This window comes from Altererythrobacter lutimaris, from assembly GCF_013371495.1.
GTDB classification, from domain to species: domain Bacteria; phylum Pseudomonadota; class Alphaproteobacteria; order Sphingomonadales; family Sphingomonadaceae; genus Erythrobacter; species Erythrobacter lutimaris_A.
Map to the genome: position 1 here is coordinate 1,409,589 of NZ_JABWTA010000001.1, position 13,516 is coordinate 1,423,104.

14 protein-coding genes are annotated in these 13,516 nt (G+C 59.5%); 7 read left to right on the forward strand and 7 right to left on the reverse strand.

Features of this window, described 5'->3' with window-relative positions; all coding sequences use genetic code 11:
- Window positions 1-58: 58 nt before the first annotated feature.
- Both HUO12_RS06850 and HUO12_RS06855 read right to left on the reverse strand, forming a co-directional pair.
- Window positions 59-985, reverse strand: coding sequence for a calcium/sodium antiporter (locus HUO12_RS06850; protein WP_176272873.1), 927 nt, complete (start codon window positions 983-985; stop codon window positions 59-61).
- 25 nt (window positions 986-1,010) lie between these two features.
- Window positions 1,011-1,649 (reverse strand): ribonuclease HII, encoded by a 639-nt coding sequence (locus HUO12_RS06855; RefSeq protein WP_232367330.1) that lies wholly within the window; start codon window positions 1,647-1,649, stop codon window positions 1,011-1,013.
- On the opposite strand from HUO12_RS06855, the gene HUO12_RS06860 reads away from it, so the two are divergent.
- The 6 genes from HUO12_RS06860 (at window position 1,648) to HUO12_RS06885 (ending at window position 6,606) form a co-directional block, all read left to right on the forward strand.
- On the forward strand, window positions 1,648-2,805 hold the full coding sequence (locus HUO12_RS06860) for a PQQ-dependent sugar dehydrogenase (RefSeq protein ID WP_176272874.1): 1,158 nt from the start codon (window positions 1,648-1,650) through the stop codon (window positions 2,803-2,805). The genes HUO12_RS06855 and HUO12_RS06860 overlap by 2 nt on opposite strands.
- Before the next feature lie 67 nt (window positions 2,806-2,872).
- Window positions 2,873-3,397, forward strand: a complete 525-nt coding sequence (locus HUO12_RS06865; RefSeq protein WP_176272875.1) for a GNAT family N-acetyltransferase — start codon at window positions 2,873-2,875, stop codon at window positions 3,395-3,397.
- Between the two features lie 35 nt (window positions 3,398-3,432).
- Window positions 3,433-3,987 carry a DUF1285 domain-containing protein gene (locus HUO12_RS06870; protein ID WP_176272876.1) on the forward strand — a complete coding sequence of 185 codons (555 nt, stop codon included), beginning with the start codon at window positions 3,433-3,435 and terminating at the stop codon, window positions 3,985-3,987.
- Between the two features lie 71 nt (window positions 3,988-4,058).
- Entirely contained in the window at window positions 4,059-4,604 is a 546-nt protein-coding gene (locus HUO12_RS06875) for a CoA pyrophosphatase (protein ID WP_176274329.1), read from the forward strand.
- A 32-nt stretch (window positions 4,605-4,636) separates the two neighbouring features.
- Window positions 4,637-5,830 (forward strand): CCA tRNA nucleotidyltransferase, encoded by a 1,194-nt coding sequence (locus HUO12_RS06880; protein WP_176274330.1) that lies wholly within the window; start codon window positions 4,637-4,639, stop codon window positions 5,828-5,830.
- A gap of 197 nt (window positions 5,831-6,027) precedes the next feature.
- Window positions 6,028-6,606, forward strand: a complete 579-nt coding sequence (locus HUO12_RS06885; RefSeq protein WP_176272877.1) for a hypothetical protein — start codon at window positions 6,028-6,030, stop codon at window positions 6,604-6,606.
- 171 nt (window positions 6,607-6,777) lie between these two features.
- Here the strand turns inward: HUO12_RS06885 and parC are convergent, their stop codons facing one another.
- Entirely contained in the window at window positions 6,778-9,081 is a 2,304-nt protein-coding gene (gene parC / locus HUO12_RS06890; protein WP_176272878.1) for a DNA topoisomerase IV subunit A, read from the reverse strand.
- A 60-nt stretch (window positions 9,082-9,141) separates the two neighbouring features.
- Window positions 9,142-9,945: an ion transporter gene (locus HUO12_RS06895; RefSeq protein ID WP_217905178.1), complete on the reverse strand. Its 804-nt coding sequence runs from the start codon at window positions 9,943-9,945 to the stop codon at window positions 9,142-9,144.
- A 212-nt stretch (window positions 9,946-10,157) separates the two neighbouring features.
- Here HUO12_RS06895 and HUO12_RS06900 point away from each other — a divergent pair, with 212 nt between their 5' ends.
- A complete protein-coding gene (locus HUO12_RS06900) occupies window positions 10,158-11,069 on the forward strand; it encodes a DUF4349 domain-containing protein (protein WP_232367331.1) in 912 nt (303 codons plus the stop codon).
- 6 nt (window positions 11,070-11,075) lie between these two features.
- Here the strand turns inward: HUO12_RS06900 and HUO12_RS06905 are convergent, their stop codons facing one another.
- The 3 genes from HUO12_RS06905 to HUO12_RS06915 are packed head-to-tail and all read right to left on the reverse strand — an operon-like array spanning window position 11,076 to window position 13,485.
- A complete protein-coding gene (locus HUO12_RS06905) occupies window positions 11,076-11,411 on the reverse strand; it encodes a 2Fe-2S iron-sulfur cluster-binding protein (RefSeq protein WP_176272880.1) in 336 nt (111 codons plus the stop codon).
- Window positions 11,408-12,481, reverse strand: coding sequence for a cysteine desulfurase family protein (locus HUO12_RS06910; RefSeq protein ID WP_176272881.1), 1,074 nt, complete (start codon window positions 12,479-12,481; stop codon window positions 11,408-11,410). The genes HUO12_RS06905 and HUO12_RS06910 overlap by 4 nt, the downstream gene beginning before the upstream one ends.
- Window positions 12,478-13,485 carry a cysteine desulfurase family protein gene (locus HUO12_RS06915; RefSeq protein WP_232367470.1) on the reverse strand — a complete coding sequence of 336 codons (1,008 nt, stop codon included), beginning with the start codon at window positions 13,483-13,485 and terminating at the stop codon, window positions 12,478-12,480. Before HUO12_RS06915 ends, HUO12_RS06910 begins: the two co-directional genes overlap by 4 nt.
- Between the last annotated feature and the right edge of the window lie 31 nt (window positions 13,486-13,516).

Here is a 13,516-nt window from a genome sequence, read left to right on the forward strand (position 1 = left end):
ATGGGGTGTGACCTCGAGGACTCACCTGCTCGCAATGTCGATGATTTGTAGACGCGCCTTAGCTGACAAACACGAAAGCGGTGTTCGCCGCGAATACGCCGGCCAGCAGGAAACCTGCAAACCGGCCGATATATTTCGCGGTTGCAAGTACGAGCAGCAATACCAGTGCGGACAAGGCAAGCAGTGCGAACTCGAAACCGAGTAGATCCGCTGGAACGGCAACAGGTGCAACCACCATGGTGACGCCGCCAATCAGCAGGATGTTGTAGATGTTGGAGCCGAGCACATTGCCGAGCGCCAGGCCAGCTTTGCCGCGCAAGGCGGCCGCGATGGATGCTGCCAGCTCTGGCAAGGATGTTCCGATTGCCACGATGGTGAGCCCGATCACTGTCTCGCTCACGCCGAAAATGCGCGCAAGATCGATCGCGCCGCTCACTAATGCCGTACCGCCAGCCACCAGCAAGCCAAGGCCGCCAAGGAAGGCTATGACTGCCAAATACGGCTTAAGGTCCGCCTCTTCTTCGTGATCATCTTCATCATCCGGCCGAGGGTGATTGTAGCGCCAATAGATATAGGCCGCGAGACCCGCCAAAAGCGCAACGCCGATCCAGATCGAGCCGGTCTGCGCATAGGTGATTGCCCAAAGCAGCAAAGTCACGCCAAGGGCGACCACGGCATCCCTCTTACCCGTTCCTTTCAATGCAATCGGTGTGACCAGCGCCGTCACACCGAGGATCAGCAGCGTGTTCGCCAGGTTCGAACCGACAATATTGCCCCAGGCCAGCTCCGGCGAACCGGCAAGCGCTGCCTGAACACTCGCGACCATTTCCGGCATGCTGGTCGCAAAGCCGACGATGACGAGACCCGTGACGAGATTGGAAATGCCCAAGCGATGCGCAATCGCGACCGAGCCGCGCACGAGAAACTCGCCGCCCACCGCAAGGCCAACAAGGCCAAGGACGCTCAGGATGATGGCTTCGATCATTATTTGTGACAGTTCCTAAAGCGGCTTAGAGCAGGCTAGCCTGCGCAACCGGGGCAAAGCTCTGGCGGTGGTACGAACACGGTCCATGGATGCGCAACGCTTCCATATGCTCTGCCGTTCCATAACCCTTGTTTCTTTCCCACCCGTAATGGGGATGTTCGCTCGCCGCTTCAAGCATCATGCGGTCGCGCCATTCCTTAGCTATGATGGAAGCTGCTGAGATCGCTGGCTCTTTTCCATCACCTCCTACAATAGCGCGCGCTGGCCATTGCCAACCCTTCGCACGGCCGTGTGGTGTCATATTTCCGTCAATCAGGATCTCTTGTGGCGATCCGTCAATCACAGAGAGCAATTGCTCCATCGCACGGGTCATCGCGGTCATGGTCGCGACAAGAATGTTGAGCGTATCAATCTCGCCTGCTTCAACCACGCCCACGCCCCAAGCGCAGCTTGCTCGCACCTCTTCGTCGAGCGCCGCGCGCCGTTTGGCAGAGAGTTTCTTGGAATCGTCCAATCCTTGCGGGTATGAGCTTCCCAGAATCACTGCGGCTGCCACAACCGGTCCAGCCAAGGGGCCACGTCCCGCCTCGTCGATGCCTGCAATCAGCGGCTGAGCGAGACCGGAATGGGCACTAAAGCCGTTCAGAGGAGTTTCGAGAACCATGACCATTCCATTCAATCGAACCGCCATCCTATTCCCCGCTGCACTGGTGGCTGCAAGCTGCAGTGCGCAATCAAATGGGGAAACGCAAACCGCCTCTTCCGGTCATTCCGTTGCGATCGAAGAGTTCGCGGAGTTCAACGAGCCATGGGCGGCGGCCTTTATTCCTGCCACGCGCATGCTCGCTGTCACAGAGAAAGCCGGCACGATCAAAGTGATCGATACAGGTGCCGGCACGATCATGCCGGTCTCAGGCGCGCCGGAAGTGGATTATGGCGGCCAAGGCGGCCTCGGCGATATCGCGTTTCTCGAAAGCGAAGCGGCGCTGACGCTGGATGCTCCGCGTACGATCTACCTGACTTGGGCAGAGGCAGGCGATGGCAATACGCGCGGTGCAGTGATGGGCAAAGGCCAATTCCTGTGCAGTGCGGAGGCGTGCGCGATCAGCGAACTCGAAGTCGTCTGGCGGCAGACGCCCAAGACCTCGCGACGTGGTCACTACTCGCACCGCATCGCGATTGCGCCTGACGAGAGCTATCTGTTCCTTGCGAGCGGCGACCGGCAGGAACTGGAGCCTGCACAAGACAATTCCAACAATCTCGGCACAGTCGTTCGCTTGAACCTTGATGGGTCAACCGCCGAAGGAAATCCGTTTGCTGCTGATGGCGGCGTGACATCTGAGATCTGGTCCTACGGCCACCGCAACATCCTCGGCATGGACTGGGATGCGGACGGACGTCTCTGGGACGTCGAACATGGCCCGGCGGGCGGTGACGAGCTTAACCTTGTGGCGGAAGGCGCCAATTATGGTTGGCCGACACGTTCCTACGGCAATCACTACAGCGGCAAGCCCATTCCGGATCACAGCGAGGACGATGGCTTTACCAAGCCTGCCATCACCTGGACCCCTGTTATCGCGCCGGGCGACATGGTGTTCTACGATGGCGACATGTTTACCGAGTGGAAGGGTCAGGCGCTGATCGCAGGACTGCAATCACTTGGTGTGGTCCGGGTAGCAATCGATGGCGAAACGGCAAGCGAAGCAGAACGGATCGATCTCGATGAACGTGCCCGCGCGATTGATATTGGACCTGACGGCGCTGTGTGGGTTCTCACCGATGGTGAAGAAGGCAAGCTCATCAAGCTGACCGCTGAGTGAGTAACTCGCGCTCACAGCGAGTTTGAGTATCGACATCAGCGAATGCGCACACTAAGCGCGCGGCGCTATGGCGACGCTAATCCCTCTTGCGCAGGTGGAACCCGACCTGATCGAGCAAGTGCTTGACCGCGCTTTCGGGCCGGATCGGCATGCGCGCACCGCCTATCGCATCCGTACAGGTATGGATTGGCTGCCTGCACTCAGCTTTGCTGCTCTTGACGATGACGACATGCTGGTGGGCACTATCCAAATATGGCCGGTTGCTCTCACCGATACCGACGGACGCGCGCATCCCTTGCTTATGGTTGGACCGGTCGCAGTCCTGCCCGAGCATCAAAGCGAAGGTTATGGCAAAGCCCTGATGCTCGCGAGCTTGCAGGCCATCACTGATACGTCCGGCGGCGCGCTGGCCTTACCGCAAGTCCTGATCGGCGATGTTGAATATTACGGCATGTGGGGCTTCACGGCTAAGCATACCGCAGGCTGGCATTGTCCCGGCCCCAATGATCCCGCGCGCTTGCTGGTGCGTTGTGACAACCCCGCCGTTTTGCCCGCCGATGGCATGCTGGGGCCGTGGGAAGGCATGGGTTGAGGCCAATCCCGTCTTCTGCCATTTCAATCGAACCAATGCCGTACGAACCCCCTCCCCATCTCGCTGAATTGACCCTCTCGCAAATCGCTGAGCAGGTTGCGCAACGCAAACTCCCACCGGTTGAAGGCTGGGCGCCGCAGAAACTTGGTGACAGCCGCATGCGGATTGCAGCCGACGGGCAATGGTATCACGATGGCTCGCCGATCACGCGCGATGCCATGATGCGCGCCTTCTCGGGATTGCTGATCCGCGATGGCGATGGGCAGCATTTCCTCATCAGTCCATTCGAAAAGCTCAGCATCGAGGTCGAAGATGCGGCCTTTGTCGCCACCGATGTTGTCCGGCGCGAAGGAGGCTTGGCCTTCAGGCTTAATACGGACGAATTTATCATCGCTGGTCCGGACCACGCTTTGCGCGCTGCTGGCGATCCGGAAACGCCCGCCATCTATTTGTATGTCCGGCGCGGCTGCGAAGCGCGGTTGAACCGCTCGACGTGGCAGCAGCTTGCCGACATTGCACTTGAAGAGAGCGAGGACATGTCGGTCGAAAGCGCAGGCAAGACTTTCAGCCTGATCCCCGAAGCCGCGTGACAGCCTCCGCTCTCGTTGAGCGCCTGACCGCGCTGCTGAAGCAAGGGCATCAGCGCGAAGTGGCCGATCTGATGAGCGATGCGCGCTTTGCCGACTCAAGTCGTACCGCTGAAGCCGCTGTCCTCATTGCGATTACTGATCGCGAACAGCCCGGTGTTCTCCTGACGCAACGCCCCAACAACATGCGCGACCATCCCGGCCAGGTTGCCTTTCCCGGTGGCAAGATCGATCCGGGCGAAGATGCCATCGCGGCCGCGCTGCGTGAGGCGCATGAAGAAATCGCGCTCGATCCTGCACAGGTCGAGGTGATCGGAACAACGGACCGCTATCAGACCGGCACAGGGTTTGATGTGACCCCGGTGATCGCTGTGGTTGCGCCTGAAGTGACTGAAACCCTGATCCCAAGTCCGAGCGAGGTCGAAGCATGGTTCGAAGCGCCGCTCGATATGCTGCTTAACCGCGGAAACTTCGAAGAGCATGAGGTCTTCTGGCGCGGCGCGATGCGCCATTACCTCGAAATGGACTATGAGGGATATCGCATCTGGGGCGTAACCGCCGCTATCATCGCCAATCTTTCCCGGCGCATTGATGCAAACGAGTTATTCGCGCGCGATTGACCAAGGCGCTGGACAAAGCGATGAGAGGCCGCATGGGGCAGTTACCGCAAGCAGACTGGACGAAGCGCGAAGGGCTGAAACAGCTCACCGCTGCGCTTGGGCCAGACAATCTGCGCTGGGTTGGCGGCGCGGTTCGCGACACTCTGCTGGGCGTACCTGTCAAGGATATCGACGGCGCAACGCCTCTGCTTCCTGACGAGGTCATGACGCGCTGTAAAGAAGCGGGCATCCGTATCGTCCCGACCGGTTTGGAACACGGCACGCTCACTGCCGTGCTGTCAGAAGGCCCCGTCGAGATCACGACCTTGCGGCGCGATGTTTCCACTGATGGCCGCCGCGCGACGGTCACATTCGCGACAGAGTGGCAGGAGGACGCCAGCCGCCGCGACTTCACGATCAACGCTCTCTATACGCATCCGGAAACACTTGAAGTGTCTGACTATTTCGGTGGGCTGGAGGACCTTGAAGCCCGCACAGTGCGCTTTATTGGAGATGCGCGCGAACGTATTCGCGAAGACCATTTGCGGATCCTGCGCTATTATCGTTTTCAAGCGCGTTTTGGCGCGGAGCTCGACGAAGAAGCAGAAGAGGCCTGCACGGAGCTTGCTGGCACACTCAAAGGCCTCAGCCGAGAACGTATCGCAATGGAACTGCTCAATCTGCTCGGGCTTCCTGATCCCACTGCGACCATCGCCCGCATGCGCGAACGCGGTGTCCTCCCCGTCATTCTGCCGGAAGCGCAGGCGTGTCATATTCGCGCGCTGGAGAGCCTGATCGAAGCCGAGCAGCGTAACAATGTCGAACCATCCTCGATCCGCAGACTTGCGGCATTGCTGCCGCCCTCGCCTGAGGTCGCTGTCGGCGTTGCAGCGCGGCTACGTTTGTCTCGGGCGCAACGCGGACAGCTCAGTAGCGCCGCATCGCGCGTAGCTGAAGATGCGCGAAACCCCAGATTGCTTGCCTACAGCGAAGGCATGCAAAGTGCTGAAGATCGCTTGTTGCTTGCGGGCGCCGACCTTGCTCCGCTTGCCAACTGGACCCCGCCCCAATTCCCGCTGCGCGGTGGTCAGATCGTCGCGCGCGGCGTCAAAGCGGGTCCGCAGGTCGCTCAGATCATGCAGACGATTGAACGCAAATGGGCAGAAGAGGGCTTCCCCAATAAAGCCCGTATCGAAGAACTGCTAAGCTCAGAGCTGGCAAATCTGAAACCGGATCCTTCAGCCTAGCTTCAGGCTGGGACACCTATCCGGAACCTCGCTTGCGTTAGCTCGTTCGAGTTTTTATGCACGCGCCCGCGCTGTACTTGGCGCGTCATGGATGCGAACTCTGATTGTTCGCCCGCAACATTTCCGAGGCCTTCCTGTGCGCCTGACCCCTCCGTTCCGGGTGCCGTAGCCTCACGCATATGACTGGAGAGACATAAATGAAATTCGCGAAAGCCGCTTTGTTTGCAACCGCCCTTGCTGCCACGCCGATCGCTGCAAATGCCGCAGAGGTCAACGCCGGTGCGACCGTTTACGGACCTGAAGGCAATGAAGTGGGCACGATTGCAAGTGTTGCTGACGGACAGGCTGTGCTGGACACCGGCAAGCACCAGGTTCCACTGGGCGTAGAGTCATTCGGTCAGAATGAAACCGGCCTGACGATCACTGTGACAAAAACACAGCTCAACACGATGATGGACGAGCAAATCGCTGCAGCCAATGCCCGCCGCGATGCAGCTCTGGTTGAAGGTGCAACTGTGATGAGTGCTGACGGCATGCCAGCCGGCACGGTCTACACCGTCGATGACGCTGACACAGCGATCGTCCAGAGCGATGCGGGCATCATCACTCTGCCACGCGATGCTTTTGCGCTCGATGCGAACGGCAATCTGATGGCGCTCTATTCTGCCGAGCAGATCGCCGCAAACATGGTGGAAGTGCCGGAAGGCGCTGAAATCCTGACGCCAGCTCAAGCTGAAGCTAAGCGGGCCGAAATGGAAGCAGACACCGCTTCTTGATCGTGGATCTTGAACGATTGAAGAGGGCCGCCAAGCATCACGCTTCGCGGCCCTTTTTGTATCTGAAAGACGGTCGCGATAGCGACCCAGAGGACGACCGTCCGCCCGCAACGGGTGCTGCTTTGGCAGCACGTCTAGTGAGGACGCTCCCACGGATGTGGGAGCGAAAAGCTAAAAAGTATTATCCTTGGGGAAGCCCTGTGGCGGTAACCGCCCTGCCCCGCCGCGCGCGACCTTCCACTGCCAGATTTCATTCTCCGTCCGTGTGCGGTCGCCCTTGCCACCCATCTGCCAGCTAAGGCCTTCCTCCAAAGTGAAAGTCTTCGCATCGCTGAGCCCGCCATCGCGGTAGCGCTGCAAGGTCACACCTTGTCCGCGCCCGAGTACAGGCACCTCTTCCAGATTGAAGACGACAAGCTTGCGATTGTCACCGACGCAGGCAACGTGATCGTGTTCAGCCGCAATCTCGCGCATCACTTGCAGCTTCGCGTCATTCTTCAGATTTACGACTTGCTTGCCTTTCTTTGTTTCCGCGAGCAGCTCTTTCGTCTCCGCGACAAAGCCCTTTCCGATGGTTGAAGCCAGCAAAAGCCGCCCGCCATCCTGATGCACGATCATGCCTGCGATGCGCGTTTCCGCCTCCAGATCGATCATCGACTGGATGGGCTCACCAAAGCCGCGCGCACCCGGCAATTTGTCACAGCCGAGCGTGTAGAAACGACCATTCTCGGCCGCGATCAAAATCTTGTCGGTGGTCTGGCAATGACTTGCAAAGGCAGCGCCGTCGCCTTCCTTATATTTGAAATCACCGCAGCCATCTTCGCCCAAGTCGACATGGCCTTTCGCTGCGCGGATCCAACCTTTCTTGGAGAGAACGACAGTGACCGGCTCTTTCTCGATCATCGCATCCATGGAGAACTCGACCGCAGGGGCGGCTTCCTCGATCCGCGTACGACGCGCGCCGAGATCGGTGTCCTCGGCATAATCCTTGCGCAGCGCCTTCAAGTCGCGCTTCAATCGCGTGCGCTGGCGCGCAGGACTGTCGAGCAGTTTCTGCAGCTCGTCCTGTTCTTCGAGCAGCGCGGTCTTCTCGTCGCGCAGCTGCATTTCTTCAAGCTTGCGCAGGGACCGCAGCCGCATGTTGAGGATTGCCTCGGTCTGCCGGTCAGTGAGATTGAATTCCTTCATCATCACTGGCTTGGGCTCGTCCTCGGTACGGATGATCTCGATCACCCGGTCGAGATTGAGGAAGGCGATGATGTAGCCTTCGACCAGCTCCAGCCGCTTGGCGATCTGATCGAGCCGGTACTGTGTGCGCCGCTGCAGGATCTCGATCTGGCTTGCGACCCAGTTTTGGAGCAGCTCTTTCAGCCCCATCACCATCGGTGTGCGCGAGGCATCGAGCACGTTGAGGTTCAAGCCGAAGCGCGTTTCCATGTCCGTCAGCTTGAAGATCGATTCCTTCAAGAGCTCCGGATCGACATTGCGGCTGCGCGGAACAAGCACAATGCGGATCTGCTCGTCACTTTCATCGCGGACATCGTCCAGGATCGGCAGTTTTTTGTCCGCAATCGCCTGCGCGATTTGCTCGATGAGCTTGCCCTTCTGAACCTGATAGGGAATCTCTGAGATAACGAGCTGCCACTGCCCGCCGCCCAGCCGCTCTATTCCGGCTTCCTGATCGTCCTTCTTGTCCGCTTCGGGTGCATGAAAAACACCGCGCACACGGAAACTTCCGCGCCCGGTTGCATAGGCTTCAGCGATGCTTTCCTTGCTGTCGACTACATGACCGCCGGTCGCGAAGTCCGGCCCTTGGAACAGCTCCATCAGCCGCTCATGCTCGACATGCGGATTGTCGATCAGCTCGAGCGTCGCATCGATCACTTCAGCAACATTGTGCGAGGGGATATTGGTCGCCATGCCAACCGCAATCCCGCTTGCCCCATTCGCCAGCAGGTTCGGAAACAGGCCCGGCATCAGCTCCGGCTCATGTTCCTCGCCATTATAGGTCGGAATGAAGTCGACCGTGCCAGCATCCAGCCCTTCCATCAGCTGCATTGCAGTCTTGGTCAGGCGCGCCTCTGTGTAGCGATAGGCGGCGGCGTTATCGCCGTCGATATTGCCGAAATTGCCTTGGCCCTCGACCAGCGGGTACCGCAGCGAGAAATCCTGCGCGAGCCGCACCATCGCATCATAAGCGGCGGTATCGCCATGCGGGTGGTATTTACCGATCACTTCGCCGACGACGCGCGCGCTCTTCTTGAAAGTGCTGTCAGGCGCCAGCTTTAGCTGCCGCATGGTCCACAGCAAGCGGCGGTGGACCGGCTTCAAGCCATCGCGCAGATCGGGCAGCGAACGCGCGGTGATGGTCGAGAGCGCATAGACCAGATAGCGTTCTTCCAGCGCGGAATCGAACGGTGCATCGACGATCTGGTCGAAAGGATCTTCAGCAGGCAAATCGGTTACTTCTGACATTCATTTCGCTTAGCAAGGGCGCACCGCCTTAGGGAGTGCTGCGCGCAAGAAAAGCGTGCCTTAGTCCGCTTTTTCCGCAGCCTTGCGAAGCGCGCTCACTTCGGCGCGCAATCCGCGCAACTCGTGAAGGATTTCCTCGCGCTCGTCATGCGCTTCTTCATCGGTCGCTTCAGACATCGCATTAACGATCACACCGATGAACAGGTTCAAGACGATAAAGCTGGTGAGCAAGATGAACGGCACGAAGAACGCCCAGGCATAGGGGTAGACCTCCATGACGGGCCGCACGATGCCCATCGACCAGCTTTCCAGCGTCATGATCTGGAACAGCGAATAGAGCGAGGCGCCAAGGCTGCCGAACCAGTCCGGAAACGCGCCGCCGAACAGCTTCGTTGCCATGACCGCGCTGATGTAGAACAGCAGCACCAGCATCACGATGACGGTCCCGATGCTGGGAATGGCGCTGAACAGGCCGACTATGACCTTGCGCATGCTCGGGACGACGGAAATCAACCGGAGCGCGCGCAGGATACGCAAGGCGCGCAGGACAGAGAATTGCTGGCTCGCCGGAACCAGTGCCGCGGTGACGATCACCAGATCGAAGACATTCCAGCCATTCCGGAAGAAGTTGAGGCGATAAGCGAACAGCTTCAGGGTCAACTCGACCACGAAGATCGCAATCGCAAGGCGATCAAGCGACGTGATGATGCCGCCCCAGCGCGCCATGATCGCTGGCGAGGTCTCTAACCCCAGCCCGATCGCATTGATCACGATCACAGCAGTGATCGCATGCTCGAAACGCTTGGCTTCAACGAAATCGCGCACGCGCTCGCGCAGGCTTGAGGGGAATGCAGTCTCAGTCATTGCAGCGGGCATATAGAGATTTGCTGCGAGGAAAACAGAGGGACGTTGAAGGTCTGATTTCGATCGACAGACTCGGCGATGTGACAGCAGCCTTCGCTTCCTCAAACCCAGCGCGACTTGCATTGTGGCGAAAATGTGGCACAATCAGGGCAGAATAAAGGCGCGTACGCCCCTTTGTCCCCTGTGCGCGTCTCACGAAAGAGGAGATGGAGATGCGTAAGCCTCTGATTTTACTGAGCAGCACTGCCCTTGCGCTGGCCGCCTGCAGCGAAGGCAACAATGAGGCAGTGTACGAGAATGTAGCTGTCGATATGGCGGAGCCGGAGGCGGAAGCTGCACTCGCAACTGCTGAAACTGCTGGGCGCTCTGGTGCAGATGCGGCTTCTGGCGAACAGATCGAGCCGAGCTCTGCCACCGCCGCTCCTCAGATCGCTTACCGCTATGCACTTGGCTTCCGGCTGCCTGCCGCAGCAATCAAGCCGCTGCAGACAAAGCACGCCGACATGTGCGAAGCGCGCGGGCCGAGCGTGTGCCGGATCATCTCTATGCAGCAAGCCGATCAGGACGGCGAATATGCCTATGGCAGCTTGCAGATCGCAGTCGCGGCAAAGTCCGCACGCGCTTTCAGCAAGGAGCTGGAAACAAGCTCTGACGGGGCTGATGCGACGCTGATATCGTCATCGATCCAGGGCGAGGACCTGTCGAAACAGATCGTTGATACGGAAGCGCGGCTTCGTGCGCGCACTCTGCTGCGCGACCGGCTGATGGAAGTCCTACGCACCCGGAAGGGCACTGTCGCGGAACTGGTCGAAGCGGAGCGCGGCGTCGCTCAGGTCAATCAGGAGATCGACCAGGCGCGCAGCTGGCTCAACGAAATGCGCGGCCGCGTTGCATTTAGCCAGATGTCGATCAGCTACGAATCGGGCGCTCGAGTGCCTGGCGGCTTTAGCGACCCGATCCGCAATGCCTGGGGATCGCTAGGCGGCATTCTCGGCTCGATGATCGCATTCCTCATGATCGCGACCACCGTGATACTGCCACTAGGCCTGATTGCGTGGCTGGCGTTCAAGCTGTGGAAGCGTGTTCGCAAAGAGTCTCAGGCCAAGCCTTCCAGCGAGGCTTGACCTACCTCACATCCGGCGGGCGTCGTGCGCGTCCGCCGGAACCGTGACGGCTAGCCCGTCAAGCTCCACGCTGAGCTCGATCTGACAGGAAAGGCGGCTGGTGCGGCGCACGTCGGCAGCAAAGTCGAGCATGTCTTCTTCTTCCTCGCTCGCCTCAGCCAGCTTGTCGAACCATTCCGCGTCGACAACGACATGGCAGGTCGAACACGCCATCTGGCCTTCGCACGTCCCCTCCAGAGGTAAGCCTGCCGCCTGCCCCACGCGCAGGAGGTTGTCGCCAGGCTCGGCCTCCGCGCTGACTGCATTGCCCTGAGGGTCAGTGAAATGGACCGTAATGCTCAAATGCCTTGCTCCTTTGCAGCAGCAATGAGCTTGCGCGCCGCGAGTTCCAGATCCTCCAGCGTAGTGTAGCGCCCGAAGCCCAAACGGATCGAGCTTTTCGCCTGTGCATCGCTGAGGCCGATCGCTTTCAGCACATGGCTTGGGCGGCCCGAGCCTGACGCGCAGGCGGAGCCAGCGCTGAACATCACGTCGCGCACGTCCGACATGAGCCGCGCGACGTCGATGCCATCTTTGCGCAGGTTGAGATTGCCGCGATAGCGCGCATCCGCGCTGCCATTCAATTCCCAGTCGTCGAACATATTGCGCGCACGATGCCACAGCGCTTCCACATGCTCCGCGTCCTCAGCCATGCGCTCCTTGGCGAGTTCAGCAGCGGCGCCAAACCCTGCGATAAGCGCGGGCGAAAGCGTGCCAGACCGCAAGCCCTCTTGCGATCCGCCGGTCTGCTGCTCGGTAAGTTCGACGCCGTCGCGTACCCACAAGGCACCCACGCCCTTGGGCCCGTGAAACTTGTGTGCGCTGACCGCGATCATGTCTGCCGAAGTGACTTCCATCTTGCCATAGGCCTGCACCGCATCGACGAGGAACAAAGCATTGTTTTCTTTTGCTTTGCGGTGCCAGTCGATGGTCGGCTGGATGGCCCCGATCTCGTTGTTGACCTGCATCACCGCGATGAGGCGCACGTCAGCGGGCACATCCTGCTTCGTGGTGCACTGCCCTTCTTTGGAAACGTTAAGCACATGCGCCTTGCCCGCGGCTTGCGCAGTGTCGCCCACGGCAGAGTGCTCGATTGCGGAATAGGATACTGTGCCGTCACTGCCAGAGCCGCGGATGGCGAGGTTCAGCGCTTCAGTCGCGCCGCCTGTAAAGATCACCTTCCCGCCCGGAGGGAATAGTGCCGCGACCTTGTCTCGAGCGGCCTCGATCGCGGCGGCTGCCATCCGCCCCATCCGGTGCGAGCTGTGCGGGTTGCCAAAGCCCTTGCCATCGGGTCCGTCGAGCCAGCGCAGCATCGCATCGCGCGCTTCAGGAGCGAGCGGGGTTGTAGCCTGGTAATCGAGGTAGATCATGAAAGGGAAGCCCATGCGGTGGCGAATTGTTCCAACTCGTCGGGCGTTGTGCTCCAGCCGATACTGACGCGGATTGTTCGCGCCGCGACCTCATCCGACACGCCAAACGCATCAAGCACTCGGCTCTTCTTGAGCGTGCCGGATGAGCACGCACTGCCCGCCGACACCGCAAAACCCATGGCGTCAAGCCGAATCAATAAAGCCTGAGCTGACATAGTGGGATGGGTGAGCGCGACGATGTAAGGGTTGTAGCTTCCGCTAAATCTATTGAAGCCGGACTCCGCTATGCCAAGGTAGAAATTCTCTCTATCCTGCTCGCTAGTATTCCATGTCTCTAGCCCACCAGCCTCGAGGGCCGCTGCCATACCCAATGCGCCGGGCAGGTTTTCAGTCCCATGACGATATCCGCGCTCATGCCCGCCCATAGGCTCCAGCATTGCATAGTCACGCACGAGCAGAGCGCCGATTCCGATTGGACCGCCAAACTTATGCGCCGAAATCACGATCATATCTGCATCAGGAAGAGCGAGCTTTCCCGCAGATTGTGAGCAGTCCGAAAGCCAAAGGCTTTGAGTCTCGCCGAATGCCTCGCCAATTGGATTATCGCGGTCAGGCATATTCATGATCGTTTTCCCGGTCTCAGAATTGACCGATTGGAGTGCCGCAATCACTCGGCCAGGTTGCTCAAGCAACTTGACCAATTTGTCCTCTTCAAAGCCACCAAACTCGTTTACGGAAAGCACCTCCGCATCAGGTGCAGCCCTGAACACGGCATCATGCTCCACCGCGCTGACAATCCGGCGATCCACCTTCGCCCGATTAAGCGCGATCCACAGTGCCTCACTCGCACCGCTCGTAAAGATAACTTCGTAGTTCTTATCTTTTTGGCCCAGCCCGAGCGCACGTTTGATCCGCTCGCGCCCATCCTCCAGCGCTGCCTTGGCCTTGCGACCTTCGGCATGCGGGCTCGAAGGGTTCGCCCAGATGCGAAAGCCCTCTTCCATCGCGGCGCGCGCTTCCGGACGCAGCGGCGAT

Coding starts and splice junctions, on each gene's coding strand:
- HUO12_RS06855 (WP_232367330.1), bottom strand. CDS start 1,649: ATGGTTCTCGAAACTCCTCTGAACGGCTTTAGTGCCCATTCCGGTCTC.
- HUO12_RS06900 (WP_232367331.1), top strand. CDS start 10,158: ATGCGTAAGCCTCTGATTTTACTGAGCAGCACTGCCCTTGCGCTGGCC.
- HUO12_RS06860 (WP_176272874.1), top strand. CDS start 1,648: ATGACCATTCCATTCAATCGAACCGCCATCCTATTCCCCGCTGCACTG.
- HUO12_RS06910 (WP_176272881.1), bottom strand. CDS start 12,481: ATGATCTACCTCGATTACCAGGCTACAACCCCGCTCGCTCCTGAAGCG.
- HUO12_RS06865 (WP_176272875.1), top strand. CDS start 2,873: ATGGCGACGCTAATCCCTCTTGCGCAGGTGGAACCCGACCTGATCGAG.
- HUO12_RS06850 (WP_176272873.1), bottom strand. CDS start 985: ATGATCGAAGCCATCATCCTGAGCGTCCTTGGCCTTGTTGGCCTTGCG.
- HUO12_RS06875 (WP_176274329.1), top strand. CDS start 4,059: ATGAGCGATGCGCGCTTTGCCGACTCAAGTCGTACCGCTGAAGCCGCT.
- parC (WP_176272878.1), bottom strand. CDS start 9,081: ATGTCAGAAGTAACCGATTTGCCTGCTGAAGATCCTTTCGACCAGATC.
- HUO12_RS06870 (WP_176272876.1), top strand. CDS start 3,433: ATGCCGTACGAACCCCCTCCCCATCTCGCTGAATTGACCCTCTCGCAA.
- HUO12_RS06885 (WP_176272877.1), top strand. CDS start 6,028: ATGAAATTCGCGAAAGCCGCTTTGTTTGCAACCGCCCTTGCTGCCACG.
- HUO12_RS06880 (WP_176274330.1), top strand. CDS start 4,637: ATGGGGCAGTTACCGCAAGCAGACTGGACGAAGCGCGAAGGGCTGAAA.
- HUO12_RS06895 (WP_217905178.1), bottom strand. CDS start 9,945: ATGACTGAGACTGCATTCCCCTCAAGCCTGCGCGAGCGCGTGCGCGAT.
- HUO12_RS06915 (WP_232367470.1), bottom strand. CDS start 13,485: ATGGAAGAGGGCTTTCGCATCTGGGCGAACCCTTCGAGCCCGCATGCC.